The organism is Chimaeribacter sp. YP20170169 (genome assembly GCF_056739715.1).
The window spans coordinates 2,592,604-2,619,314 of sequence record NZ_CP176824.1; the positions used below are offsets into that span (position 1 = coordinate 2,592,604).

Genomic DNA, 26,711 nt, shown 5'->3' on the forward strand with positions numbered 1-26,711 from the left:
TCGGCAGCGCCCTTGGGCATCGCGGGGAAGTGGCCTGACAATCAGGCAGTTTTCTTCAGCGGCTCGGTGCGCACTGGCGCGTCGCCCGCCACATAGTAGTCGGCGGTGCTGCGCGGCAGCGGCTGGCGGCCACGGATGGCGTCGGCCATCTTCTCGGCGATCATGATGGTGGTGGCGTTGAGGTTGCCGGTGATGATCTGCGGCATGATGGAGGCATCCACCACACGCAGGCCATTCATGCCGTGGACGCGCCCCTCGCCATCCACCACTGCCATCTCGTCAGTACCCATCTTGCAGGAGCCGCACGGGTGGAAGGCGGTTTCGGCGTGCTCACGGACAAAGGCATCCAGCTCTTCGTCGCTCTGCACGTGCGCGCCGGGGCTGATCTCGCGGCCACGGTAGGGGTCAAGCGCTGGCTGCGCCATGATCTCACGGGTGAGGCGGATCGCGTCACGGAACTCCTGCCAATCCTGCTCGGTCGCCATGTAGTTGAACAGAATGCTCGGGTGCTGGCGCGGATCCTTGGACTTCACCTGCACGCGGCCACGGCTCGGCGAGCGCATGGAGCCAACGTGTGCCTGGAAGCCGTGCTCCTTCACCGCGTTGCTGCCGTTGTAGTTGATGGCCACCGGCAGGAAGTGGTACTGGATGTTCGGCCACTCGAACTCCTCACGGCTGCGGATAAAGCCACCGGCCTCGAACTGGTTGCTGGCACCCACACCGGTGCCCTTGAACAGCCACTCCGCGCCAATCTTCGGCTGGTTGTGCATCTGCAACGCCGGGTAGAGCGACACCGGCTGGGTGCAGCTGTATTGCAGGTACATCTCCAGGTGATCCTGAAGGTTCTCGCCGACGCCCGGCAGGTCATGCACCACCGGGATATCCAGGCTGTTGAGCAGCGCGGCCGGGCCGACGCCGGAGCGTTGCAGGATCTGCGGCGAGGCGATGGCACCGCTGCACAGCAGCACTTCGCGGCTGGCGCGCGCGGTCTTGGCGTTGTACTCATCCTTGTGGAAGTAGCTGACGCCCACGGCGCGCTTGCCGTCAAACAGGATGCGGTCGGTGGTGGCGTGGGTCAGGATGGTGAGGTTGCTGCGCGCCTTGGCCTGATCCAGATAGCCGCGTGCGGTGCTGGCACGGCGGCCATTCGGCGTCACGGTGCGATCCATCGGGCCAAAGCCCTCCTGCTGGTAGCCATTCAGGTCGTCGGTGCGCGGATAGCCCGCCTGCACGCCAGCCTGGATCATCGCCTCGAACAGCGGGTTGTTGCCAGCCTTGGGCGTCGCCACGCTTACCGGGCCATCGCCGCCGTGGTAGTCATTCGGGCCGATGTCGCGGGTCTCCGCCTTGCGGAAGTATGGCAGGCAGTCGAGGTAGCTCCAGTGCTCCAGCCCCGGTGCTTTCGCCCAGTTGTCGAAGTCCATCGCGTTGCCGCGGATGTAGCACATGCCGTTGATCAGCGAGGAGCCGCCCAGCCCCTTGCCACGCCCGCACTCCATGCGGCGGTTGTTCATGTGCGGCTCTGGGTCAGTCTCATAGGCCCAGTTGTAGCGCTTGCCCTGCAACGGGAAGGCCAGCGCAGCTGGCATCTGGGTACGGAAATCCAGGCGGTGGTCGGGGCCGCCAGCTTCCAGCAGCAGTACGGTGACACCCGGATCTTCGGTCAGGCGGGTCGCCAGCACGTTACCAGCCGAACCGGCGCCAATGATGATGTAATCGTATTCCATTGAATGTCTCCTCAATGTGATTGCTGTGGGTCGGGGCAAGGCGGGCCGCAAAACGGGTGCGGCGTCCGGGGGTGCGGCATGGCACACCCCGGCGCAAGGAAGCACAGGCCCGGCGGGCGGGCCTGCTGCCCCTGACAAAAGGGTGGTGGGGGTTAGAACACTGAGCTGAAGTCGCCCAGCTCCACCTGCACGGATTTGATCTGCGTGTAGTGCTCAAGCGTGCTGATGCCGTTTTCACGGCCAACGCCGGAGTGCTTGTAGCCGCCGACCGGCATCTCGGCTGGGGATTCGCCCCAGGTGTTGATCCAGCAGATGCCCGCTTCCAGCTGGTGGATGACGCGGTGGGCGCGCGCCAGATCGCGGGTGACCAGCCCGGCTGCCAGACCGAAGTTGGTGTTGTTGGCGCGGGCGATCACCTCCTCCTCGCTCTCGTAGGTGAGGATGCTCATCACCGGCCCGAAGATCTCCTCCTGCACAATCTTCATCTCGTCGGTGCAGTCGCTGAACACGGTCGGTGCCACCCAGGCACCCTGTGCCAGCACGCCGTCGGTCAGGCGTTCGCCACCGGCCAGCAGGCGTGCGCCGGATTTTTTGCCGCTCTCGATGAAGCGCAGCACGTTCTCCATGTGGGCGAAGCTCACCAGCGGGCCGAAGTTGACGTCCGGCTGGGTCGGCTGGCCGATGCGGATGCGCTGGACGCGCGCCAGAATCTTTTGTTCGAACTCTGACTGCAACGCCGCTGGCACAAATACGCGAGTGCCGTTGGTGCAGACCTGCCCGGCGCTGTAGAAGTTGGCCATCATCGCGATGTCCGCGGCACGGTCCAGATCGGCGTCATCAAACACGATCAGCGGGGACTTGCCGCCCAGCTCCATCGTCACCTCTTTCAGCGTCGAGCCAGCGGCGTTGGCCATCACTTTCTTGCCGCTCACCACGCCGCCGGTGAAGGAGACTTTGGCGATGCCAGGGTGCTCGGTCAGCGCCTGACCCACTTGGCGGCCGCTGCCCGGCAGGACGTTGAACACGCCATCCGGCAGGCCCGCTTCGGTGTAGATCTCCGCCAGCTTCAGGGCGGTCAGCGAGGTGACCTCACTCGGCTTGAAGATCATTGCGTTGCCCGCGGCCAACGCCGGGGCGGATTTCCACAGCGCGATCTGGATCGGGTAGTTCCAGGCACCGATGCCCGCCACCACGCCCAGCGGTTCGCGGCGGGTGTAGACGAAGGCGCTGTCGCGCAGCGGGATCTGCTGCCCCTCCAGCGCCGGGATCAGGCCAGCGTAGTACTCCAGCACGTCCGCGCCGGTAACGATATCCACCGTGGTGGTTTCGGAGAGCGGTTTGCCGGTGTCGGCCGTCTCGATCGCCGCCAGCTCATCATTGCGCTCACGCAGGATGTCCACCGCACGGCGCAGGATGCGCGAGCGCTGCATGGCGGTCATCGCCGCCCACACCTTCTGCCCTTTCGCTGCGGCGTCCACCGCCCGGTCAACGTCCGCCGCGCCCGCCGCCTGCACTTGGGCGATCACTTCGCCATTGGCCGGGTTGATCGCGTCGAAGGTTTCGCCGCTGGCGGCATCGGTGTACGCGCCATTGATGTAGAGTTTTTGCAAACCGTAGCGGGACATACGTCTCTCCTGTCTGTTCTGTTGGATGCCGAGGCTATCGGGCAGCCAGAAGCTGGTCGATATACTCGTAGGTCAGCGCCAGCGCCTCGCGGCGGTCAAACTCCTCACCGCTGAGGGCGCTGCGCAGCCAGAGGCCGTCAATCATGCCGGCCACCCCTTTGGCGGCGCGGCGCGCCTGCGCTTTTGGCAGGCTGCGGCGGAACTCGGCAGATAAATTGGAAAACAGCCGGCGGCTGTTGACCCGTTGTAATCGTTTCAGTTGCGGGCTGTGCATACTGCTGACCCAAAAGGCCAGCCAGGTCTTCATCGCCGCGCTGTTGGTCTGGCTCTCGTCGAAGTTGCCCTCGGCGATGGCCCGCAGCCGCAGCCGGGCGTCGCACCCCTTCAGCGGTTGCAGCCGCTGGCGCACCGCCTCGCCCAGATGGCTGATGAGGTAACGCATGGTCGCCTCCAGCAGCCCGTTCTTGTCGCGGAAGTAGTGGCTGATGATGCCGTTGGACACCCCGGCGCGGCGCGCAATCTGCGAAATGGAGGCGTCATGCATCCCCACCTCGTTCACCGCCGCCAGCGTCGCCTCTATCAATTGCTGCCGTCTGATCGGCTGCATTCCCACCTTAGGCATGGTCCCTCTCCGGGTAAAAAAAGCCTGGATTCGCGTCAGAACCGGGCAACACATTTCCGGCTGCGGCGCGTTGTTCGAGCTCTATTAAACTTTTTTTTGATTGAACGTTCAATTAAAAATGAATATATTTTATTACCGTCACGTTATGTAATTGTGTAATTTAAGGATTAATCTCGTTGATTTGCGGCCACTTTTTTGATCTAACGCAAACAACAAACTTTTTATTCTGACCGAGGGTGATGGCCAGTGAGCTCAGCGGATGCCCTGTAACAGGCGTTTTTTTACGCCCTTTGACATGCGCTAAGCGCGCTTCCCTCGCCCGGCAGAGTTTGGCTTGAGACAACAATGGGGAAACCATGAGTACACCCGGAGACGTTAAACCACAGCGCGATCAACTGAACCCCGTCGTGTTCTTTACCTCAGCGGGGCTGATTTTGGCCTTCTCGCTGATGACCATCTTTTTCACCGCCGAGTCGGGTCGCTGGATCACCGCCACCCTGAACTGGGTATCGGCCACCTTTGGCTGGTACTACCTGCTGGCCGCCACCCTCTACATCGTGTTCGTGATCTTCATCGCTTGCTCGCGCTACGGCGACATCAAGCTGGGGCCGGAGCAGTCCAAGCCCGAGTTCAGCATGATGAGTTGGGCGGCGATGCTGTTCGCCGCGGGCATCGGCATCGACTTGATGTTCTTCTCGGTGGCCGAGCCGGTGACGCAGTACATGATGCCGCCCGAGGGCCAGGGACAGACGCTGGAGGCGGCGCGACAGGCAATGGTTTGGACGCTGTTCCACTACGGCCTGACCGGCTGGTCGATGTATGCATTGATGGGCATCGCCCTCGCCTACTTCAGCTACCGCTATAACCTGCCGCTGACCATTCGCTCGGCGCTCTACCCGATCTTTGGCAAGCGCATCAACGGGCCGATTGGCCATACGGTGGACATCGCGGCGGTGATCGGCACCATCTTCGGCATCGCCACCACGCTGGGGATTGGCGTGGTGCAGCTCAACTACGGGCTGAAGGTGCTGTTCCACATCCCGGAGAACCTGACGGTGCAGGCGGCGCTGATCCTGCTGTCGGTGATCATGGCGACGGTCTCCGTCACCTCCGGCGTCAACAAGGGCATTCGCTTCCTGTCGGAGCTGAACGTGCTGCTGGCGCTGGGGCTGATTCTGTTCCTGCTGTTCGCCGGTGACACCGAGTTCCTGCTGAACGCGCTGGTGCTCAACGTCGGCGACTACATCAACCGCTTTATGGGCATGACCCTCAACAGCTTCGCCTTTGACCGCCCGACGCAGTGGATGAACAGCTGGACACTGTTCTTCTGGGCCTGGTGGGTGGCGTGGTCGCCGTTTGTTGGCCTGTTCCTGGCGCGCATCTCGCGCGGGCGCACCATCCGCCAGTTTGTCTGCGGCACGCTGATTATCCCGTTCGTCTTCACCCTGCTGTGGCTGTCGGTGTTCGGCAACAGCGCGCTCTACCAGATCCTGCATGGCAATTTGGCATTTGCCCAAGAGGTGATGGCCTACCCGGAGCGCGGCTTCTACAGCCTGCTGGCACAGTACCCCGGCTTTAGCCTGAGTGCCTCGGTCGCCACCATCACCGGCCTGCTGTTCTACGTCACCTCGGCGGACTCCGGCTCGCTGGTGCTTGGCAACTTCACCTCCAAGCTGGCGGACATCAACAATGACGCGCCAAACTGGCTGCGGGTCTTCTGGTCGGTGGCGATTGGCCTGCTGACGCTGGGGATGCTGCTGACAGGCGGGGTCTCGGCATTGCAGAACACCACGGTGATCATGGGCCTGCCCTTTAGCTTCGTGATCTTCTTCGTGATGGCCGGTCTCTATAAGTCGCTGAAAGTCGAGGATTACCGCAAGGCGAGTGCGTTGCAGAACGCGCCGGTGCCAGTCTCCCGCGATGGCGTGCTGAACTGGAAACAGCGTCTGGCGCGAGTGATGAACCACCCCGGTGCCACCTACACCCAGAAGATGCTGGACACCGTCTGCCGCCCGGCGATGGAAGAGGTGGCGCGCGAGCTGGCGGTACGCGGCGCGCGCGTGGAGTTCAGCGAACAGCCGCCGCAGGGCGATGAGCGCCTGAGCCACCTGGAGCTGCACGTGCAGCTGGGGGATGAGCAGAACTTCATCTACCAGATCTGGCCGCAGCGCTACTCGGTGCCCGCCTTCACCTACCGCGCGCGGGCCGGCAAGTCGCACTACTACCGGCTGGAGACCTTCCTGCTGGAGGGCACGCAGGGCAATGACCTGATGGACTACAGCAAGGAGCAGGTGATCAACGACATCCTCGACCAGTACGAGCGCCACCTGCACTTCCTGCACCTCCACCGCGAGGCGCCGGGGGCGGTACTCACCTACCCGACATAACGCGTTTTTTGTCACCATGCCGGCCTGTGCCGGCATTTTTTTTGCCCGTTGGGAATACTCCTAAACGGCCAACAGGTATTGACGGAATAATCGGCCAGCAGCTAGGTTAATGGAGTGATAAATATCCGACTGGCGTTTTACACCCATAAAAACTCTAATTTATTGCCTCCCTTTTTCTTATTTTCAGCACTGTAATTCTTCTACTTTCACCCCGTGAGGATTTACCTGTGACCGGAAAAATCGATACATTGCAATACCTGCGGGCCTTTGCGGCGCTTCTGGTGGTATTCAACCATACCTGGCAACAGGGCGCGATCTCGACCAGCCTTGGGCTGGCGCATATGGGCGGGTTCGGCGTGGATATATTCTTCGTGATAAGCGGCTTTATCATGAGCTATACCCTCAAGGAGACCTTTGCCAGCCCGAAAAAAGCCGCCATCGACTTTATTATTAAACGCATCATCCGTATTTACCCGGTTTACTTAATTCTGCTCATCCCGTTTGTGCTGAAATATCTGGCGAGCGCGCCCGATCTGTTTGCGGCGCTCACCTCCTATCACCTGCTGGGCAATTTATTGCTGCTGCCCACCTTTACCGGCTCGCCCACCTATGGCCCGCTGCTCGGCGTTGCCTGGACGCTGGTGTATGAGATGTTCTTTTATCTTATTTACGCCGCTGCCATCCTGCTCTCGCGCCGCCGGGTACAGGCGATCCTGCTCGCCTGCGCCATCATTCTGGTAATGGTGCTGTCGGTCAACCTGCTGGAGCTGCGCGGTGAGCGGCTGGGCTGGACTAACTTCCAGTTTATGGTGGGCGATCCGCTGATGCTCGACTTCTTGCTGGGGTCGCTCTGCTTCTTCATTGTGCAGGCGAACCTCAGGCTGCGCCTCAACATTGGCGTGGCTGCGCTGGGGGTGCTGGCGCTGACCCTGCTGACCACCCAGTTGACCAACCACGGGCTGCCTCGGCTGGTGATCTACGGCCTGCCGGCCTTTATGGTGGTGCTGCTGCTGATCCAGGCGACAGACCTGCCGCCCTCGCGCCTCAAACGCACGCTGATGCTGCTGGGCGACGCCTCCTATAGCATCTACCTGATCCACCTCAATTTTGCCATCATCAGCAAGCTGCTGAGCGACAAGAGCGCCCTGAATGATGACCTGATTGGCATTGCCCTCTCCCTCTGCGCGGTGGTGTGCGGCATCCTGTTCCACCTCAAGCTGGAGAAGCCGCTGATCAAGAAAATCTCCACCCGCTACCGGGGCCAGCCGATGGCGCTGGCCGGCGAAACATTGGCGAAATAAGACGCGCAGGCGTACCCGCTGGGGTGCGCCTTTTCCCCTGCCCGGCGGGCAGGGAATTTAAGCCATATGATGAATTATTCTTACGAGTAATCTTTTTCGGATTATTGGACATGAATTTAATTAACCAAAGGAACACTATTCCTTTTTATTTTCTGTCTGACTCAGGGAAACGAACATGACTACAAAAGTTAAAAACACGCTTAAAGCGATGAAGCAAAAATATATCCGCATGCGATGTACCATGAATCAGGATGATGGCGTCGTGTGGATATCTCTGGGCGAAAATTGCCTCTCTGATGATATTTTGAAAAGGTTTTACCTAAAAAGCTACAGCTCTCTTTATGCGTCCGGGCGTTCAAACATTGATTATAATATTGCCATGCACCGGCAGGGTTACCGTGGCCTATTTGACGATGCCAATGCCACTTATGGCTATGTTGATCAAGAGAAAGTGTTGAGGAATATCAGCTACACGCTGGATGATGATATTTACCATGAACTGCATACGCAGGGGTTTGAATTTACCCACCACGACTGGCTGGCCCACCCGGAAAGTAAAGCGGCACTGATGCGCCGCGTAAAAAGGATGAATGAGGAGATTGGGCAAAAGCACTATGTCTTTCTCTACCACCACCGCTACACCCAAAAATCCAACCTCGACCTGCTGACGCGCAAGCTTGCCACCTTCAAGCAATTTTTTGAGCAGGGGGGCAAGCGCTGCTTCATCATCCTGTTCTATCAGGAGCAGGTGGCCGACGCGCGCCAGCGCCAGCTCACCTTGGTCAATAACCATGACGGCGTGTTGCAGTTCCGCCTCCATACCCTGCACCAGTGGGCTGGCATGGATCAGGCGATCTTCTGGGCGCGCGTCGACAATGACCTGATCAAAAAGATGCTGAAACAGAGCCGCCAGATTATCCGGCAGGCGACGGCTCTGCCTCCCCATCGCCGACAAACGAGTGACGCAACAGAATATTGACCAGCTCGGCGTGCTGCGGCGCACTGGCAAGCCGGACAAAGGTCGGGAAGAAGAGGTTCGGTGCCGGGGAGAGCGCCACCACGTGGCAGAAGGCGTGCGCCGTGGCGGGCACCTCGGAAGCGGGCATCAGCGCGGCGGCGGCGATGCCCTGCGCCAGCATGTCGAACACCATGCGTGGCTCATTGGCGGAGAGGATCACCTCTGGCCGCACGCCCAATTGGGTCAGCTGGTTGGCAATCTGCTCAAAGGTGCCCTCGCCCTGGATGCGGCGGATCACAATCAGCGGCAGCCGCCCCAGCTCGGCCAGCGGCATCGGCCCGGCGGGTGGCTCGGCCAGCAACTGGCGCGAGATGACTGCCACTGCTGCCACCGGTGGCAGGCTGATGCACTGGTAGCCCTCCTGCCGCTGCGGCTGCTGGATCAGCGCCACGTCCAGCCGCCGCTCCGCCAACATCGCCTCCAGCGAACTGGAGTCGGCAATCACCGTCTCTATCCTGAAGCCCTCGCCCTGCTGGCAGAAGGCCGCCACCAGCGGGCTGAAGTAGTGCTGGTAGAGGTAGGAGATGCCGATGCGCACCAACTGGGTGGTGTGGCTGCCTGCCTGCCGCGCCGCGCTGCACGCCTCCTCGACGCTGCGCAAAATGTCACAACCGTACTGGTAGAGCACCCGCCCGGCCTCGGTGGGCCGGATGCCGCCGCCCTCACGCACCAGCAGCGGCACGCCCACCTCCTCCTCCAGCTCCTGCACGCGCCGGCTTAGCGGCGGCTGGGAGATGTTCAGCACCCGCGCCGCGCCGGTGATTGATCCCTGCTCCACAACCACACAAAAATACCGTAACCGTTTTAGATCCATATCTCCTCCCTGATGGTATTGGCTGCCCGCCAGATCAGTATGGATGGCTGCCGTTAACAACCTTTTTGGTATGGGGCACGTCGCCTAAACGGTATTACCCACTGCCAGTGCGGCACCCTATGCTTATTCCAAACCCCTCAAGAATACGGTGAAAACATGGTGAAATCGACACTGGAACGCGGCACGGTTTATGATTTGCGATCGGCCCTGGCCTTGCTGGCGCGCTACCCGGATGAGGTGATCAGCACGGATGTCGAGGCTGATCCGAATGCCGAGATCAGCGGCGTCTACCGCTATGTTGGCGCGCGCGGCACCGTGATGCGCCCGACCCGCCTCGGCCCGGCGATGATGTTCAACAAGGTGAAAGGGTATGAAGATGTGCGGGTGCTGATTGGCCTGATGGCCTCGCGCCAGCGCGTGGCGCGTCTGCTCGGCACCGAGCCGGAGAAGCTGGGCTTCCTGCTGAAGGACTCGGTCAACAACCCCATCCCGCCGGTGGTGATCGACAGCCAGCACGCCCCCTGCCAGGAGGTGGTGCACCGCGCCAGTGACGAAGGCTTTGACGTGCGCAAGCTGCTGCCCGCGCCGACCAATACCGAGGAGGACGCCGGCCCCTACTTCACGATGGGCATGTGCTACGCCTCTGACCCGGAGACCGGCGAGTCAGACGTCACCATCCACCGCCTCTGCATCCAGAGCGCCGATGAGATCTCAATGTACTTTGTGCCCGGCCGTCACCTCGACACCTTCCGCCAGAAGGCGGAGGCCGCTGGCAAGGCGCTGCCAATCTCCATCAGCATCGGCGTGGATCCGGCGATTGAGATTGGCGCTTGCTTCGAGCCGCCCACCACCCCGCTCGGCTACGATGAGCTGGCGGTGGCCGGTAGCCTGCGCGATCGGGCGGTGGAGCTGGTGAAGTGCGTCTCGGTGGACGCGCGCGCCATCGCCAACGCCGAGATTGTGATTGAGGGCGAGCTGGTGCCGGACTACCGGGTGCGCGAAGACCAGAACACCAACACCGGCAAAGCGATGCCGGAGTTCCCCGGCTACACCGGCGAGGCCAAGCCCGCGGTGCCAGTGATTAAGGTGAAGGCGATCACCCACCGCAAGCAGCCGATCCTGCAAACGGTGATTGGCCCGAGCGAGGAGCACGTCAACATGGCAGGCATCCCGACCGAGGCGAGCATCCTTGAGATGGTGGAGCGCGCGATGCCGGGCCGGTTGCTGAACGTCTATGCCCACCCGTCAGGCGGCGGCAAATATCTGGCGGTGATGCAGTTCAAAAAGGCGGCGCCGACCGATGAGGGGCGGCAACGGCAGGCGGCGCTGCTGGCCTTCGCCGCCTTCGGTGAGCTAAAGCATGTGATTCTGGTGGATGAGGATGTCGATATTTTCGACACCAACGACGTGCTGTGGGCGATGCAGACCCGCTATCAGGGCGATGTCAGTACCCTGTTCATTCCCGGCGTGCGCTGCCACCCGCTAGACCCGTCGCAGTCGCCCGAGTTTAACCCGCAGTTGCAGGACAACGGCATCACCTGCAAGACCATCTTCGACTGCACGGTGCCGTTCAAGATGAAGGCGCAGTTCCAGCGCTCGCGCTTCAAGGAGGTGGACGTGTCGCGCTTTATCCCGGACTTCAAACCCTGACGGCGGGCGCTTTCTCCGTCAGCTTCTAGACTGTAAGAGAGGGAACCCAACAGAGGACAAGATGATGAAACGCCGAGAATTGTTGCTGTCAGGCGCCGCGCTGGCGGCTGGCTCACTGGTGATGCGCCATGCCGTCGCCGCCACCCAGGCCACCCCGGAGCAGGGCAGCGCCCTGATGCCGCCAGCCAACAACCCCATCAAGACCCTGACCATCAAGGGCATCGTGATTGGCGAGGGGCAGCCAAAGCTAATTGTGCCGACCACCGCTAAAACCGCCGACGAGGCGCTGGCGGCGATCAAGAAATACGCTGGCGACCCGGCGATCCAACTGGTGGAGCTGCGGGTTGACTCGCTCGACATCGCGCGGGACAAGGCGCAGGTGGTGGCCCTTACCCGTCAGGCCCACGCGCTGCTGCCCACGCAGGCGCTGCTGGTGACCTTCCGCACCAAGGCTGAGGGCGGCAACACCGCCATCAGCGACGAGGAGTACGCCGCGCTCTATCAGGCGATCATTGAGCAGGGGCAGGCTGACCTGCTGGATGTGGAGATGTTCCGTGGCGAGGCGATTGTGCGCGATCTGGTGGCACGAGCGCACCACGCGAAGATCGCAGTGGTGATGTCGAGCCACGACTTCCAGCAGACGCCGCCGGCGGAGGAGATTGTGCAGCGCCTGCGCCGCCAGCAGGAACTGGGGGCGGACGTGCTGAAGATGGCCACCATGCCGCATGACTCCGGCGACGTGCTGCGGCTGATGAGCGCCACCTGGGAGGTCTACAGCCGCTACGCCGAGCGGCCGCTGCTAACGATGGCGATGAGCGGCGCGGGCGTGGTGTCACGGCTGGCGGGCGAACTGACCGGCTCCGCCCTCACCTTCGGCATGGTCGGCCAGGCCTCCGCGCCCGGCCAGATTGAGGCCAGCGATCTCCACTCGGTGCTCTCTATCATCCATAACGCCAACCACAGCTAACCTTTCGGCGCGGATCAGTTCTCCGCGCTGTGCACCTGACGGCTGACGATCCCCGCTGACACCATCTTCTCCCGCGCCTCCAACCGGTCGCCCGGCTCCAACTCAATCGGCTGTTGCAGGCGGCCAACGCGCGGGTTGAGCGCCAGTTCGGCAAGGATCGGGAAGTGGTCAGAGCCGATGTCCGGCAGCCGCTCTAGCCGCACCAGCGTAAAGTCGCGGCTATGGAACACGTGGTCGAGCGGCCAGCGCAGGCAGGGGATGCCAGCGTGAAAGGTGTTAAACATGCCGCGGCCGCGGCGCGGGTCGAGCAGCCCGCTCACCTTCATAAACAGCCGGGTGGTGCGTGACCACGCCACGTCATTCAGATCGCCGGTGACCACCGTCGGGTAGCGGGCGCGGGCGGCACAGTGGCCGACCGCCACCAGCTCGCCGTCACGGTTGGTGGACTCCTCATCCTCGGTCGGGCTGGGCGGCATCGGGTGCAGGCAGTGCATCACCACCTCGTCGCCGGACGCCAGCACCACGCGGAAGTGCATCGAGGGAATGCCATCCGCCACCAGATACTGCACCAGCGCATCCTTCATCGGCAGGCGCGAGTAGACGTGCATACCGTAGAGGTTCTCCTGCGGGCAGCGCAACTGGTGCGGGTAGTCGTCGGCCAGTGCGTCCAACTGGCGCTCCCACCAGCGGTCGGTCTCCAGCGCCACCAGCACATCCGGCTGGGCCTGGCGCACCCGCTCTACCAGCGCGCCAGCGTTGCGGTTGGTCATCAGGACATTGGCGGTCAGGATGCGCAGCGTCGGCCGCCCGCTGAGGCGCGAGCGCTTCACCTGCACCGGCCACAGCCGGGTGTAGGGGATAATCCAGTGCGCCTGATAGAGGGTGCAGGCCAACGACAGCAGCACGATCAAATCGCCGCTCGAGATGCCAGCCCACGACGGCCCACCGGAGCCGGGCAGCAGCCACAGTTCACCGCACAGCAGCAGCAGCGCAAGGGTGGTCATCTGCAACCGTGGGAAGTCCCAAATCCGTACCCACCACACCTGGCAACGCCAAAACGGCAACAGCGTCAGGACGGTCAACATCACCGTCAATACGCTGAACAGTATCCGCATACTCTCCATTCCCCAACTTATCCTTGATGTTGTGACCCCTGAAACATTCACCCATGTTATCGGTTTCCGCCCGGCTTTGCCGTGAAATTTAGTCGGGCGGCGGGGTCTGGCACCAGTTGCGCTGCGGGATCAGCCCGCCATCCGGCGAACTGAAACCGATGCAGCCCAGCAGGCTGTCAAACAGCTTGCCGTGGAACGCCGGACGCTGCTCCGCCGCCATGCGGCGCAGTTGGGCGAAAGCGGCATGGTGCTGCGGATCTGCCAAAAAGGTGTCGGAGGCCCACACCATGATGGGAATCGCCCGCTGCTCCGGCGGCGCGCGGTCACGCGGCGTGCTGTGGAAGTGGATATTGTCGGAGATCGACTCGCCGTGGTCAGAGGCGTAGAAGACAATCGCCTTGCGATCGCGTACCTGATCGATCACCTGCTTCAGGAAGGCGTCGGTATAGAGCACCGAGTTGTCATAGGCGTTGATCATCGACTGGGTGGAGCAGGCTTCATCAATGCCCATGCACTCTGGCTGCCAGCGGGCGAAGCTGCGCGGGTAGCGCTCCGAGTAGAGGTAGTGCGAGCCTTTGGTGTGCAGGATGATCAGGTGGCGGCCATGCGGGTGGCGCTCGAGCGAGCCACGCATCTGCCCCACCAGCAGCATGTCGCCGATCGGTTTGCCAGCGTTGCGCGCCTGCGTTTCGATGCTGTCACGCAGCACATAGCGATCCGCCAGCGTCTTGCTGTAGAACCAATCCTCGGTCTGCATGGCGAACAGCTCCGAACTGAAGCCCTGCTGCTTCAGCACTGAGAAGACATTCATCTCCTTCAGGGTGCGCGAGGGGTCTTCGGTGGTGCCACCGAGGCGCACGAACATGCAGCGCAGCGACAGCTTGGTGGAGGTGTCACAGGAGGTGCCATTCAGCGCCACCAAATTCTTCTCTTTCGACAGGTTGGGCGTGGTGTCGCGCCCATAGCCATAGAGGCCGAAGTGGTCGCGGCGCGCGCTCTCACCAATCACGAACACCACGTCGATGTCATCCACGTCCTGCGGCGGCAGGTAGGTGAAGTGTTTGGCCGGGTCGAACAGGTTGGCGATCTCCTCCGGCTGGGTGTAAGCGCTGTAGGCGAACAGCCCCAGCGCCGACAGCCAGTTGGAGGGCAGATAGGTGCTGGCCACGGTGTCATCATACTGCTCGGCCAGTTGCGGGTTGCCGCCATCAATCACCCGCACCTCGCCCATCAGCTTGAGCGGCAGCCAGCAGCCGAGCGCCGCCGCCAGCAGCACGCCGCCCTTGCGCAGCCACTGCCGACGGCCCGGCCTCGCCGACGGCACGACATTGAGCCACAGCGCCGCCAGCGGCGGTAGGCCAGCCAGCACAATCCACAAAATAAAGTGGTAGCCGATGGAGGCTTTCGACAGATCCAGATCGGTGGTCATCACCGCCGCCAAGATGCCGTAGCCAATATCGACGTTGAAAATCGCCATGTAGTAGCTGGCCGCCGCCGAGCAGAGCACCATGATGCTGATCAAGAGGCGGAACAGCCAGCGGCCGCCCAGCGAGGCGAGCAGGCAGAGGAAGTAGACCAGCGAGAAGGCGGCCAGCATCTCGGCGGCCAGCATCAGCAGGCCATCATGCGGTTCGCGCATAAAGCGGCGGTAGAAAACCGGGGCGTTAAGGAACACCCCGACATAGATGGCGATAAACAGCATGACCTGCTGCTGGGAAAGGCGTCTGAAATGTTGCATGGTGACCTGTGACCGGAGGGTGGTGGTTGTTCTGTACCCCGCACGCGCGCGCAGTAATGTTTAAGATATATGACACTGCGCGCGCTTTTGCCAACCCGGGCAGCCACCTGCCTGAAAATTCAGTGCATTCTTAGGGTTAAGTCAGTCAATTCAACGGCTGCCCTATGCTTTTTCGCCATATTTTTCTTTCAGGTAAGCAATGATCCGATCCATCGCCCCGCGTTCTCGGGCCAACGCCCGCGCATAGCGCGCTCTCCCCTGTACCGCCAGCATCGACCGCCAGACCTGCGGCGGGTTAGTCTCTGCCCCTCTATTGATGGGGTCATCCGCGGCTACCGCACAGGCCGCCTCCACCTCCGGCGGCCAGACCGGTATCCGGCAGGTCAGCATCACCAACCAGCGGGAAATGCTGACCAGCAGCAACAGCGGGAACAGCGGAAAGTTCACCAGCAGCCCCAGGCGGCCGTTTTGCTTACAAATATAGGCGAGGCCAAACAGCCAGCCCTCTTTCTGCTTATCCAGCGGCAGACAGTAAGGGATGGTATCGGCCAGGTCGGCCAGACAGGCCTCCTCTTCCATATAGCAACGGATAAACTCCCAGAAGATCGCCAGATACTCTGCGCCCCAGTTCAGGCTTACCGGCAAAGGGATAATCGCGGTTACTGTTTCACCATCCTCACCCGTTACACAGCCATAAATTGACCAAGTTTCCGACTTACCGCCATTCGATGCCAGCACAAACACAATCTCCTGCCAGGGCACCGCCAGCACCGGGTTACCCTCCCGATACACATACACCATCTTGTTTTTACGGTTAAAGCGGATCGGGTAGTAGGTGCTGTAAAACACTTCACCCAGCATCAGCTTGGCTGATGCCCAGGACGCGGGTAATGCAATAAAGGCCCAGACCACAATCAGTATGCCCCAGCCCAGCGGCTCCATTCCCCCCTGTAATAAAATATCAACCAGTTGCCAGAGAAAAATAGCGATAAACATCAGGCCAAAGAAAAATCCACCGCACAATGTTAACGCCCCGCGCCAAAAATGTTGTCGGTCGGCGAACTCCAGATAGGTGGAGTTCAGCCGCACTACGTTATCCAGCCCGGATATAGACGGCACCGCCGGGTTGCCCATTTGCTGAGAGTAACGACTCAGGATGCATTTATCTTTGATAGTGCTGAACTTTTCTCTGTGAATCCAGGAAGGGTCAAAAGCGTGGCGCTTAAACATGGGCTGCCTCCGTGCTCAGGGCCTGAAAGGCCTCCAGTTCATGCTTCTCGCTGTAAACTGCCGGAATATTATTTTCTCCCACAGGAATAGACGCAGTAGCCGGGCGGTGTATTCAGTGTCACCTTCTGCCGCCACCGGAACGGTAATACTTCCCGGCAACGCAGGCAGGCAGTCGTTTTTTCCATGGCCGACGGGCGTACCGGTAATATCGGCAGCCCCACACGCCGGCAAAACGAACATCCTTTTTGGGTATACATAGTGGCCCTGATTTTCTGGCGGGATGATGAATCACCCTGCTTCTATTAAGGTTATCGGCCTATGATACCTATACCCGCCTTCACGCAAATTTGATGCAAGGCATTAATTCGGCTGGAGTGATTCAACAGGATGGGGATCATGATCAAACGCCGCCAATCTCCCGCGCCCTTGATATGCCGCAATGCCGTTCCGCTATGACCCCACGTATGCTCGCCCTCCAATCCCGCTTTCTCAAGGAAGAAACATGAAACGATGGTGTTCTCTGGCGTTGCTGTTATCAGCAATGGCAGGCCAGCCGGCCCTGGCCTCTTTTGACATGGATGAAGATGGCTGCGACTTCTGGTACCCCTCCTGTGAGCTTGACGCTTACCCGTTTTTATCTGCTGATAATGATACCCGCGCCAACCTGGTGATGCTGATGGCTGACCTGAAAGGCTTGAGCGCGCCCTTCCCCGATTCCTCAACGCGCGCCACAGAACGCCGTGACAACCCGTTTGCGTTGATTAACCCAGCAGCGGATCCCGCTGAAACAGGCGCGGTCATTCCTTTACATGCGTTGATCAGCGAGTGGGGGCTCCAGCTTTCGCCAGAGACCGCCACGCCGGTAATACATGAAGATGACCGCGCGGAACGTGAATTTATTCAGGCGTTGCTGGCGGATACCACGCTGAGCCCGCCGCAGCGCCGGCAACTGGCGTATCAGCGGTTAATGCTGGCCGGTTATCCGCTGGAAAAGATCGAGGAGGCCACGTTCCCGGCCGGATCGCACGCTCAGGCCCTGGCGGATTACCTGTCAGCGGCTGGCGTCTTCTACGCCCAGCAATTTGACGAGGCGCAACAGCGCTTCAGTGCATTGACTACCAGCCCGCAGCCCTGGGTGGCAGAGGCGGCGCACTATATGCTGTTCCGGGTCGCCCTGAATAAACTGACCGCCAACGCCCTGGATGAGTACGGCTTTTTTGGGCCAGGCTACGGCGACAAGGCCACGGCCGCCGCTGCCATTGAGGCGGGCGACCGCTATCAGGCTGCCTATCCGGACGGGCGCTGGCTCCACTCCCTGAAGGGGCTTTACCGCCGCGTCTATTGGACAACCGGCGATCTCCCGCAGCTGGCGGAAACTGCCGAAGCGGCGCTGCATCAGGCAGGCGATATGCCGGAACTGGTCGCCTTGAGTAATGAGCTGGATCAGCGTTTATTGAGCCAATATTTTTACTATCGCAAAGACAAGCCGCTGTTTCTCAGTGATGACGAAAGCCCCATCCTGACCTTTATCCAATCCCTGCGCCGCCTGCGTACCCATGAGGATGGCACCCCGCGCCAGCACCCGCTGACGCAAGAAGAACTCACCCTGATCCCGGCGCGCCTGACTGAACAGCAGCACGCCGATTTCAGCCATTATCTGGTGTTAATGTCACGCTATCAGCAACAGGACTACGCCGGGGTGGAAGCGGCTATTCCTGCGGCCGGGGAGATACCTCTGACCAGTACGCTGGCGTTCAGCCATCAGGCGCTGCGCGGGCTGGCCATGCATCAGCAGCAGAAGTGGCCGCAGGCTGAGGCCCACTGGCGGCATCTCCTGACCCGCCGCATCACACCGATTCAGCAGCGTTTCGTCCAGCTGATGCTGGCCAATGCTCTGGCCTTCCAGGAACAGCCGGGGAAAATCTTCGCACCGGACAGCCCGGTGACTAACCTGCGCATCCGCGCGCTGGTGTTGAAGCGCCTCGCGGATGCGCCGGTGCTGCGGCGTCAGGCAGTTTCCGGCCTGACGGAGAAAGAGCGAATCATCGCGGTACACACTTTACTGACGCGTGACCTGCTCAATGGGCATTATCAGGACTACCTGCAAGACCGGGCGCTGCTGGCCGGGCTGACGGAGGGCAAGCCAGATGCCGGCCAGACTGAGACTGAGGCGGAGACCGATACCGACCTTAGCCTGTTCAACTGGGACGGCAGCGACGTTGAGGAGGGCTATTTCTGTGCTGGGCTGACCGCCACCGCCGAAGCGCTGGCTAAAAATCGCCACGATGGCCATGCCCTCAACTGCATGGGCGAATTTTTCCGCCTCACCGACCTCAGGGTTAATGATACGCCGGAGTGGAGAATGCAATGGCAACTGACCCAGGCACCTGCCACCTTTGCCGGTACACCCCATGACGTGCTGGATTTCTATTGGCAGGTGATTGAGATGCCGGGCCTTGAACCAGAGGACAAAAGTTACGCCCTTTACCGTGCCGTCCACTGCTTTGCACCCAGCAGTTACAACCATTGCGGCAGTGATGAAGTGCCGCAAGAGACCCGGAAGGCGTGGTTCCAGGCGCTGAAACGGGGGTATAAGGGGTCACGCTGGGATCAGCAAACTGAGTATTACTGGTGAGGGCCGGGTTACTGCTCCTGCTGATGCTGGCGACTGGCGTGCGCGCCGGCGCCACGGCGGCTAACGACCAGGCATTCTGGCTGTGGGCAGGTGTGCGCCCACAGCCGGTGCTGCGTCAGGCAACAGAGCTTTATCTCTATCAGGGCGAGGTCGTTCAGCGGATGGGAAACGCGGTTTGGATGAATCCCGGCCTGCCGGTCAGCCGGGTAAAAGTGCCTGCCCTGTGGCTGACGATCCGGCTGGAGACGCTGGCGCTGCCTGATACCCTATTGACGGGCTTCGCCAGGCTTTGCCGCCGCTGGCAAGCCGCCGGTAACCGGGTAAAAGGCATCCAGATCGATTTTGATGCAGGCAGTTATCAGCTGGCGGGTTATGCCGGGTTCCTGCGCCGGGTACGTTCGCATCTCCCACCTGCATGTGGGCTGAGCGTTACCGGCCTGCTGGACTGGGCCAGCACCGGGGATGTCAGGCAACTGAATACCTTGCCGGTTGATGAAATCGTGGTGCAGACCTATCAGGGGCGGCAGACCGTGCCGCGCTACCGCGACTATCTACCGGCCTTGCTGGCGTTAAGACTCCCGTTTCGCATCGGCATTATCCAGCATGGCGACTGGGCGGCTGACTGGCAGCAACGGCTGGCGGTGTCCGCCTATTACCGGGGAAACGTGATGTTTTTAGTGAACGATTAACCCACACCACGCCTGACCTTACCCCCGTAGTGCCCCTTTCAACGCCTGCTGCCCACCGGCAGCAGGAAACCAGAGCGTGAACCTGACCCGGCCCGGCAGGGTGCAGTCGGGGGTGACGCGGCCCTGGTGCAGATCCATGATGGCGCGCACGATAGCCAGCCCCAGCCCGTTGGCGGCCCCGTCGCTGCGGGCGGCATCGGCGCGGTAGAAGCGGTCAAACAGCTTCGCCTGCTGCGCCTCCGGGATCGGCGCGCCGGGGTTATCGACGTGCAGCGCCACCCCACCCGCCTGCGGCTCAATGGTCAGCACAATCTCGCCCGCCTCGCCGTAGCGGATGGCGTTCGCCACCAGGTTGCTCAGGGCGCGCTGTACCATCAGGCCATCGGCGCGGATCTCGCCCGCGCCGCGCCACTGGAGCGTCATGTCGCGCTCGGCGGCCACCCCTTCGAAATAGTCACAGATGCGCTGCGCCTCCTGCGCCAGCGACAGCGGCACCGGCTTGACGCCCGCCTGCGCGTCGCTGGCGCGCGCCAAGAACAGGATGTTCTCCACCATGCGTGAGATGCGTTCCAGCTCCTCCATGTTGTTCGCCAGCAGCGTCTCATACTCCGCCGCGCTGCGTGTCTGGTAGAGCGCCACCTGGCAGTGGCCCATCAGCGCGTTGACCGGGGTGCGGATCTCATGGGCCAGGTCGGCGGAGAACTGCGTCAGCCGCTGGTAGCCCTCCGCCAGCCGCGCCAGCATCGCGTTGAGGGCGCCGGTCATCAAATGCAGCTCGCGCGGCATCCCTGCCTCATCCAGACGGGTGCTGAGGCTGGCCGGGTGAATTGCCGCCACCTCGCGCGCCAGCCGACGTAGCGGTCGCAGCCCGCGCCGCAGCACCAGATAGCCGAGCAGTGCGATCAGCAAAAAGGCCACCGCCACCGCGCCCACCAGCGACCAGCGGAAGGCGGCCAGCAGGTGCTGCTCGTTGGTCATCACATGGGCGGCGGTGATCTCCAGCAGGCGGCCATCCATCAGCCGCACCTGCGCCACCACGTAGCGCAGCGGCACCCCGTCTGGCGTCTCGCTGGCGTGGGCCGCCGCCAGCGTCAGCGGCTGGCTGGCTGGCAGCGCCGCCACCGGCGGCAGCACCAGCCGGGCGGAGTTGACATCCACCAGCGTCTCGCCGTCGTGCAGCTTGAAGCGCAGGATATCGTGCTCGTTGCCGAGCATGTTCTCAAACAGGCCGGGGTTGTGGCGCAACTGCGACAGCAAGAAGTCATCCGCCAGCAGGTGGCGGAAGTACTGCACCCGCCCTATCACCTGGTACTCGCTGCGGCGCACCAGCTGTTGCGCCATCTCACTGTAGAGCCAGACGCCCACCGCGCTCAGCACCAGCGAGGCCACCAGCGCGAACAGCAGCGTGCTGCGCAGCGTCAGGGAGACCGGCCGCCTCATGGCCGGATCTCGCAGACGTAGCCGATGCCGCGCACCGTGTGGATCAGCTTCGGCTCATAGTCGCGGTCGATCTTGGCGCGCAGCCGCTTGATCGCCACGTCCACCACGTTGGTGTCGCTGTCAAAGTTCATGTCCCATACCTGTGAGGCGATCAGCGTGCGTGACAGCACCTCGCCCTCACGGCGCAGCAGCAGGTGCAGCAGCATGAACTCCTTGTTGGTCAGCAGGATCGGCTGCTCGCGGCGCGTCACCCGCCGACGCAGCACGTCCACATGCAGGTCAGCGAGCTGGTAGGCATCCGCCTCGCGCACCGCACCGCGCCGCAGCAGGGTGCGCAGGCGCAGCAGCAGTTCGGTAAAGGAGAAGGGCTTGACCAGATAGTCATCCGCGCCCAGCTCCAGCCCACGGATACGGTCCTGCACGTCATCGCGCGCGGTGAGGAACAGCACCGGCGTCTCCTGCTTTTTGCGCAGTACCTCCATCAGCTGCCAGCCATTCAGCCCCGGCAGCATCACGTCCAGCACGATGGCGTCATACGCCTGCTCCAGCGCCAGAAACAGCCCGTCGGTGCCGTTGCGCGCCAGATCCACACAGTAGCCAGCCTCGGTCAGCCCCTTCTTCAGGTAGTCGCCAGTGCTGGCGTCATCTTCCACAACCAATAATCGCATCGTATTCACACCCACTGGTTAATCACTGGAGTCTATCAGTTTCGCCCCTCGGCTTTGATGACATTATTGTCATCCAACGGTCATCCCACTGTGCCGGTTTTCCGGCCACAGTAGTCAGGTCAACCCGCAGCCGCCGGCTGCTTTTGCCAAGGAGAATCCCATGCGTACCCTGTCCCGTCTCGCCACTACCCTGATTGCCGCCCTCGCCCTGAGCGGCGCGGCCCACGCCGCCCCGGCGGGCGACATCATCAAGCCGATGCGCGGTACTCTGGATCAGGTGACTGACCACAGCCTGACCCTGACCGACCGCCGCGGCGCGAAAGTGGAGGTCGGCCTGACCGACCAGACCCGAATCAACAGCGTCGCCACCGGCAAGATCAGCGACATCAAACCTGACAGCTTCATCGGCACCGCCGCCGCGCCACAACCGGACGGCACCCTGAAGGCGCTGGAGGTGCATGTGTTCGCGCCGAGCCTGCGCGGCTCCGGCGAGGGCTTCAACCCGTTTGAGTCAGCGGATGGCAAGGTCAACACCATGACCAATGGCACCGTCGGCAAGCTGGTGGAGTCCAATGGCCGCACCCTGACCGTGAAGTACCATGACCAGCAGAAGACGGTGATCGTGCCGGATGACGTGCCGGTGGTGACGCTGGCACCGGGCGACCGCAGCCTGCTGACGCCGGGGGCGCACGTGGTGCTGTTCGCCAACAAGCAGGCCGATGGCTCGCTGGCGGCACGCGGCATCTCCGTGGGCAAGGATGGCATCGTACCGCCGATGTAATGGCGCAAGGAGGGCATCATGACCCGATCTTCCCGACCGGCCCACCCGTGGCCGGTACGCCTCTGCCACTGGCTCAACGTGGCGGTGATGGTCGCCATGGTGATGAGCGGCTCGGGCATCTACAACGCCTCGCCGCTGTTTGGTTTCACCTTCCCGCCCGGCGCGACGCTGGGCGGCTGGCTTGGCGGCGCCATTGCCTGGCACTTGGCGGTGATGTGGCTGCTGGCGGCCAACGCGCTGGTTTACCTGCTGTGGGGCATAGCCAGCGGCCACCTGCGGCGCACGCTGTTGCCGCTCTCGCCTCGCGCCATCTGGCAGGACACGTGGCGCGCGGTGACGCTGCGCCTGCCGCACCGGCTAGGGCACTACAACGCGGTGCAGAAAGCGATGTACCTCGGCGTGCTGCTGCTGGGCGCGCTGCTGGTGCTCTCGGGGCTGGCAATCTGGAAACCGGTGCAGCTTAGCGGGCTGGTGGCGCTGATGGGCGGGTTCGCGGTGGCGCGCTACGTCCACTTCTTCGCCATGAGCGGCGTGCTGCTGTTTGTGTTGATCCACGTGCTGATGGTGCTACTGGTGCCGAAAACCCTGCCGGCCATGATCACCGGCGGCAAGGAGATGAGTGATGAGTAAGAAGCGCACGCGGCTGGTGCTGGAGCCAGACCAGCGCAAGCAGTTGGTCAACCTGCAACGCCGTATGCTCCTGCGCGGCGGCCTGACGCTCGGTGCGGTGTCGCTGCTGAGCGGCTGCAACTTGCAGGATGGCGACAGCGTTGACAAGGTGTTGTGGGCAATGTCGCGCTGGAATGATCGGGTGCAGGCGTGGCTGTTCCACGGCCAGAAGCTGGCGCAGACCTACACGCCAGCGGAGATCACCCGTCCCTTCCCGTTCAACGCCTTCTACCCGGAGTACAACGTGCCGGCAGTCGATCTGGCGAGCTGGACGCTGGAGGTGGGCGGCCAGGTGCAGGACAAAACGCCCTGGACGCTGGCGCGGTTGCAGGCGATGCCACAGGCCAGCCAGATCACCCGGCTGATCTGCATTGAGGGGTGGAGCGCCATCGGCCAGTGGGGCGGCGTGCCGTTGCGGCTGCTGCTGCAACGGGTAGGCGCGGACACGCGGGCGAAGTATGTTGGCTTCCACTGCGCCGACCGCTACTACACCAGCATCGACATGGCGACCGCCCTGCACCCGCAGACGCTGCTGGCGCTCGATTTCGATGGGCAGGCGCTGCCGGATGAGTACGGCTTCCCGCTGCGGCTACGGATGCCGACCAAGCTCGGCTTCAAAAACGCCAAGCACATCGCGGCGATCAGCGTCACCAACGACAACCCCGGCGGCTACTGGGAGGATCAGGGCTACAACTGGTTCAGCGGCATCTAGGCATAAAAAAATCCGCCCGAGGGCGGATTTTTTATAGACACAGCATAACACCTGGCTGAGGGGCCAGGCGGTATGGCTTAGAAGCGGTAACCGACGCCTGCGATCCAGGTGCCTACATCGACGCTGCGGATGCGGCTCTGCTCGTAGGAGAAGTCCAGCGCGACGTTTTCCATCGGGTTGAACTGCAGACCTGCGCCGTAGGAGATGCCTACATCGCTGGAGGATTCTTTGTCACGGCCGTCAGCGGTTGCCGCGTTGATGGCGTTGTTCTGGAATTTGCCTACGCCCATACCCACGACGCCATAGATGCTGGCCCAGTCGTTGATGCGGAATGCCGGACCTGCGGTGATGCCGTAGTACTGGCCTTTGCGGTATGCGCCAGAGACATCATCGTTGTGCTCCAGGTAGGTGAAAGAACCAATGACGCCCAGCGGTTGGCTCTCGTCGAACTCGTAGCGGTATTTAAGGTTGAAGCCTTTAGCTTTGCTTACTACGCCCTGCAGGTCGCCCTGCGCGTAACCTGCGGTTACGGTGCTTTCGCCAGCGAAAGCGTTAGTTGCACCTACAGCCAGTACACAAGCCAGAGCGGAAAGACATGCAATTTTTTTCATAACCACCTCAAATGAGAAATTAAGTACCTTCACGATTAAAATATAACAAAAATCCGTAGGAAACTCTGCCCGAGTTCAGGTGTCTAAGCCATAATATCGTGTAACAGGAAATTTCCAATACAACCTATCGCCTTCTTTTTACTGCATTTTTCTTTATGAAGATTATAAGACAATCTTATTGAACTTTTTCGCCAATACAGAAAAATCCTAAAAATTTGGTCACCATTCGCACGATTTTCACCATCCCGTTGAACCACGGTTTAGGGGCGCAGACATGGATTTTCCACTTCCCGCCGCCCTCCCCCCTCCCTTACACTCAGGTTTTGGCCCATTGACGGGCGCTTCCCTGCTGATAAGGAAAACCATGAAGACCACCGCCTCTGTTCCGCCGCTCTCCAACCCGGCCCCAGTATGGGGATCGGTCTGTTTGCTGCTGATTGCCATGACCTCCATCCAGGGCGGGGCGGCGCTGGCCAAAACCCTGTTCCCGCTCGTCGGCGCATCGGGCATCACCGCCCTGCGCCTCGGATTGGGCACACTGATTCTAGTCGCTATTTTCAAACCGTGGCGGATGAAGCTCCACGCGGGCAATCGCCTGCCGCTGCTGGTCTATGGATTGGCGCTCGGCAGCATGAACTTCCTCTTCTACCAGTCGATTCGCACCGTGCCGCTCGGCGTGGCGGTGGCGCTGGAGTTCACCGGGCCGCTACTGCTGGCGATGCTGGCCTCACGCCGGCCGGTGGATTTCGTCTGGGTGGCGCTGGCAGTGCTGGGGCTGTGGTTCCTGCTGCCAATCGGCCATGACGCCAGCACCATTGACCCGGTGGGCGCGCTCTATGCGCTGGGTGCCGGTGGCTGCTGGGCCATTTATATCCTCTCCGGCCAGCGGGCGGGGAGCCAGAACGGCCCGGCCACCGTCGCCGCCGGCTCCCTGATTGGCGCGCTGATCTACTGCCCGATTGGCGTGATGCAGGCGGGCAGTGTGCTGTTCGCCCCCGCCCTGCTGCCGGTGGCGCTGGCTATCGCCATCCTCTCTAGCGCGCTGCCCTACTCACTGGAGATCGTGGCGCTGACCAAACTGCCTGCGCGCACCTTCGGCACCCTGATGAGCCTGGAGCCAGCGATGGCCGCCCTCTCTGGCATCCTGTTTTTGAATGAGCACCTGACGCTGGTGCAGTGGCTAGCGTTGAGCGCCATCATTGTCGCCTCTGCCGGTGCCACCATGACGGTGAAGCGGGCGCACTGAGGCGCTCTATACTGAAAGGCATGGAACAGCATCCTCGAGGAGAATGGTATGCAGGAGTGGAACCCCGCGCTTTACCGCCAGTTTGAGGCAGAACGTACCCGGCCCGCGCAGGAGTTGCTGGCGCGGGTGGCCCGCCAGCCAGCGCAACACATCACCGATCTGGGCTGCGGGCCAGCCAACTCAACCGAGCTGCTGAAGCAGCGCTACCCCCACGCCGCCATCACGGGCATCGACAACTCCGGCACCATGCTGGAGAGCGCCCGCACCCGGCTGCCGGACTGCCAGTTTGAGCAGGCGGATATCGCTACCTGGCAGCCAGCGCAGGCACAGGATCTGCTCTACGCCAACGCCTCGCTACAGTGGCTGGATGACCACGCCAGCCTGCTGCCACGGCTGATGGGGCTGCTGGCGCCCGGCGGCTCACTGGCGATCCAGATGCCGGACAACCGCGAGGAGCCATCCCATCGCCTGATGCGTGAAGTGGCGGCGCGGGATGCATGGCGGGAGAAGATTGGGCCGGAAGCGGCCGGGCGGGTGAAGATCCTGAGCGCTGGCGAGTACTATGACCTGCTGGCCCCGGAGGCGGAGAGCGTGGATATCTGGCGCACCACCTATTTCCATAGCCTGCCCAGCCCGGCGTCGGTGGTGGAGTGGGTGCGCGCCACTGGTCTGCGCCCCTTCCTTGCGCCGCTCAATAAGGTGGATCAGGAGACCTTCCTCCAGCACTACCAGTCGGAGATTGATCTCGCCTACCCAACCCGCCGTGATGGCCGGGTGCTTCTGGCCTTCCCGCGACTGTTTATCGTCGCGCGTAAAAAAATATAACCCCCTGCCCGGCCTGGCGTTTATTTTCCGTGTCCTGCCGGGCCAATTTTCTGGCCGTAAACACGTTATCTTTTGTTACAGATCAGTGAATTTATTTTTCATGCCATAATAAATCCATCGCTAAGCAAGAGAAATCCTAAAACAGCGGATTATCATTCTCATCCCCCACCAATGAATAATCACCAACCCTACAGAAACCCTATAAAATTTATTTTAAATCAACGAACTATAAAAAAATTAC

22 protein-coding genes are annotated in these 26,711 nt (G+C 61.7%); 12 read left to right on the forward strand and 10 right to left on the reverse strand.

The genetic code is table 11. The annotated features are described in order from the left end of the window. Positions 1 to 41: 41 nt before the first annotated feature. The 3 genes from betA to betI all read right to left on the reverse strand — a co-directional run bounded on the left by betA (position 42) and on the right by betI (position 3,974). On the reverse strand, positions 42 to 1,727 hold the full coding sequence (betA, locus tag ACK3SD_RS11755; RefSeq protein ID WP_137763725.1) for a choline dehydrogenase: 1,686 nt from the start codon (positions 1,725 to 1,727) through the stop codon (positions 42 to 44). A gap of 152 nt (positions 1,728 to 1,879) precedes the next feature. Beyond that, positions 1,880 to 3,352 carry a betaine-aldehyde dehydrogenase gene (gene betB, locus ACK3SD_RS11760; RefSeq protein WP_481125606.1) on the reverse strand — a complete coding sequence of 491 codons (1,473 nt, stop codon included), beginning with the start codon at positions 3,350 to 3,352 and terminating at the stop codon, positions 1,880 to 1,882. A 34-nt stretch (positions 3,353 to 3,386) separates the two neighbouring features. Beyond that, on the reverse strand, positions 3,387 to 3,974 hold the full coding sequence (gene betI, locus ACK3SD_RS11765; protein ID WP_481125607.1) for a transcriptional regulator BetI: 588 nt from the start codon (positions 3,972 to 3,974) through the stop codon (positions 3,387 to 3,389). Positions 3,975 to 4,330: 356 nt separating this feature from the next. On the opposite strand from betI, the gene ACK3SD_RS11770 reads away from it, so the two are divergent. From ACK3SD_RS11770 to ACK3SD_RS11780, 3 genes are all read left to right on the forward strand, one after another. Continuing rightward, the gene (locus ACK3SD_RS11770; RefSeq protein WP_137763728.1) at positions 4,331 to 6,361 is read left to right on the forward strand and encodes a choline transporter; all 2,031 of its coding nucleotides are present in this window, start codon (positions 4,331 to 4,333) and stop codon (positions 6,359 to 6,361) included. 227 nt (positions 6,362 to 6,588) lie between these two features. Then, positions 6,589 to 7,662 (forward strand): acyltransferase family protein, encoded by a 1,074-nt coding sequence (locus ACK3SD_RS11775; RefSeq protein ID WP_481125608.1) that lies wholly within the window; start codon positions 6,589 to 6,591, stop codon positions 7,660 to 7,662. A 175-nt stretch (positions 7,663 to 7,837) separates the two neighbouring features. Continuing rightward, positions 7,838 to 8,641 carry a DUF1796 family putative cysteine peptidase gene (locus ACK3SD_RS11780; RefSeq protein WP_481125609.1) on the forward strand — a complete coding sequence of 268 codons (804 nt, stop codon included), beginning with the start codon at positions 7,838 to 7,840 and terminating at the stop codon, positions 8,639 to 8,641. On the opposite strand, the gene ACK3SD_RS11785 is transcribed toward ACK3SD_RS11780, so the two are convergent. Then, positions 8,577 to 9,494: a LysR family transcriptional regulator gene (locus ACK3SD_RS11785; protein WP_481125610.1), complete on the reverse strand. Its 918-nt coding sequence runs from the start codon at positions 9,492 to 9,494 to the stop codon at positions 8,577 to 8,579. The genes ACK3SD_RS11780 and ACK3SD_RS11785 overlap by 65 nt on opposite strands. 156 nt (positions 9,495 to 9,650) lie before the next feature. Here ACK3SD_RS11785 and ACK3SD_RS11790 point away from each other — a divergent pair, with 156 nt between their 5' ends. Both ACK3SD_RS11790 and aroD read left to right on the forward strand, forming a co-directional pair. Next, positions 9,651 to 11,144 (forward strand): UbiD family decarboxylase, encoded by a 1,494-nt coding sequence (locus ACK3SD_RS11790; RefSeq protein WP_481125611.1) that lies wholly within the window; start codon positions 9,651 to 9,653, stop codon positions 11,142 to 11,144. A 64-nt stretch (positions 11,145 to 11,208) separates the two neighbouring features. Beyond that, positions 11,209 to 12,111 (forward strand): type I 3-dehydroquinate dehydratase, encoded by a 903-nt coding sequence (gene aroD / locus ACK3SD_RS11795; RefSeq protein ID WP_481125612.1) that lies wholly within the window; start codon positions 11,209 to 11,211, stop codon positions 12,109 to 12,111. Positions 12,112 to 12,125: 14 nt separating this feature from the next. On the opposite strand, the gene ACK3SD_RS11800 is transcribed toward aroD, so the two are convergent. The 3 genes from ACK3SD_RS11800 to ACK3SD_RS11810 form a co-directional block, all read right to left on the reverse strand. Next, positions 12,126 to 13,235 carry an endonuclease/exonuclease/phosphatase family protein gene (locus ACK3SD_RS11800; protein ID WP_481125613.1) on the reverse strand — a complete coding sequence of 370 codons (1,110 nt, stop codon included), beginning with the start codon at positions 13,233 to 13,235 and terminating at the stop codon, positions 12,126 to 12,128. Between the two features lie 79 nt (positions 13,236 to 13,314). Next, positions 13,315 to 14,964 (reverse strand): kdo(2)-lipid A phosphoethanolamine 7''-transferase, encoded by a 1,650-nt coding sequence (gene eptB, locus ACK3SD_RS11805; RefSeq protein ID WP_481125614.1) that lies wholly within the window; start codon positions 14,962 to 14,964, stop codon positions 13,315 to 13,317. A gap of 162 nt (positions 14,965 to 15,126) precedes the next feature. Further along, on the reverse strand, positions 15,127 to 16,194 hold the full coding sequence (locus ACK3SD_RS11810; protein WP_481125615.1) for a DUF6708 domain-containing protein: 1,068 nt from the start codon (positions 16,192 to 16,194) through the stop codon (positions 15,127 to 15,129). A 502-nt stretch (positions 16,195 to 16,696) separates the two neighbouring features. Here ACK3SD_RS11810 and ACK3SD_RS11815 point away from each other — a divergent pair. Then, a complete protein-coding gene (locus tag ACK3SD_RS11815; RefSeq protein ID WP_481125616.1) occupies positions 16,697 to 18,829 on the forward strand; it encodes a PA5441 family protein in 2,133 nt (710 codons plus the stop codon). Between the two features lie 23 nt (positions 18,830 to 18,852). Continuing rightward, on the forward strand, positions 18,853 to 19,518 hold the full coding sequence (locus tag ACK3SD_RS11820) for a DUF3142 domain-containing protein (protein WP_481127543.1): 666 nt from the start codon (positions 18,853 to 18,855) through the stop codon (positions 19,516 to 19,518). Positions 19,519 to 19,536: 18 nt separating this feature from the next. On the opposite strand, the gene ACK3SD_RS11825 is transcribed toward ACK3SD_RS11820, so the two are convergent. After that, on the reverse strand, positions 19,537 to 20,958 hold the full coding sequence (locus ACK3SD_RS11825) for a heavy metal sensor histidine kinase (protein ID WP_481125617.1): 1,422 nt from the start codon (positions 20,956 to 20,958) through the stop codon (positions 19,537 to 19,539). Then, on the reverse strand, positions 20,955 to 21,626 hold the full coding sequence (locus ACK3SD_RS11830; RefSeq protein WP_137763736.1) for a heavy metal response regulator transcription factor: 672 nt from the start codon (positions 21,624 to 21,626) through the stop codon (positions 20,955 to 20,957). The genes ACK3SD_RS11825 and ACK3SD_RS11830 overlap by 4 nt, the downstream gene beginning before the upstream one ends. Before the next feature lie 160 nt (positions 21,627 to 21,786). Between ACK3SD_RS11830 and ACK3SD_RS11835 the strand changes: the two genes are divergently transcribed. The 3 genes from ACK3SD_RS11835 to ACK3SD_RS11845 are packed head-to-tail and all read left to right on the forward strand — an operon-like array spanning position 21,787 to position 23,788. After that, on the forward strand, positions 21,787 to 22,407 hold the full coding sequence (locus ACK3SD_RS11835) for a hypothetical protein (protein WP_137763737.1): 621 nt from the start codon (positions 21,787 to 21,789) through the stop codon (positions 22,405 to 22,407). Between the two features lie 18 nt (positions 22,408 to 22,425). Next, the gene (locus ACK3SD_RS11840; protein ID WP_481125618.1) at positions 22,426 to 23,037 is read left to right on the forward strand and encodes a cytochrome b/b6 domain-containing protein; all 612 of its coding nucleotides are present in this window, start codon (positions 22,426 to 22,428) and stop codon (positions 23,035 to 23,037) included. Beyond that, positions 23,030 to 23,788, forward strand: coding sequence for a molybdopterin-dependent oxidoreductase (locus ACK3SD_RS11845; protein WP_481125619.1), 759 nt, complete (start codon positions 23,030 to 23,032; stop codon positions 23,786 to 23,788). Before ACK3SD_RS11840 ends, ACK3SD_RS11845 begins: the two co-directional genes overlap by 8 nt. A 77-nt stretch (positions 23,789 to 23,865) precedes the next feature. Here ACK3SD_RS11845 and ompX read toward each other — a convergent pair whose 3' ends face one another. Further along, the gene (ompX, locus tag ACK3SD_RS11850; RefSeq protein WP_137763740.1) at positions 23,866 to 24,399 is read right to left on the reverse strand and encodes an outer membrane protein OmpX; all 534 of its coding nucleotides are present in this window, start codon (positions 24,397 to 24,399) and stop codon (positions 23,866 to 23,868) included. Between the two features lie 442 nt (positions 24,400 to 24,841). Between ompX and rhtA the strand changes: the two genes are divergently transcribed. Beyond that, positions 24,842 to 25,645 carry a threonine/homoserine exporter RhtA gene (rhtA, locus tag ACK3SD_RS11855; protein ID WP_481127544.1) on the forward strand — a complete coding sequence of 268 codons (804 nt, stop codon included), beginning with the start codon at positions 24,842 to 24,844 and terminating at the stop codon, positions 25,643 to 25,645. 48 nt (positions 25,646 to 25,693) lie between these two features. Next, positions 25,694 to 26,470, forward strand: a complete 777-nt coding sequence (tam, locus tag ACK3SD_RS11860) for a trans-aconitate 2-methyltransferase (RefSeq protein WP_481125620.1) — start codon at positions 25,694 to 25,696, stop codon at positions 26,468 to 26,470. Positions 26,471 to 26,711 lie beyond the last annotated feature (241 nt).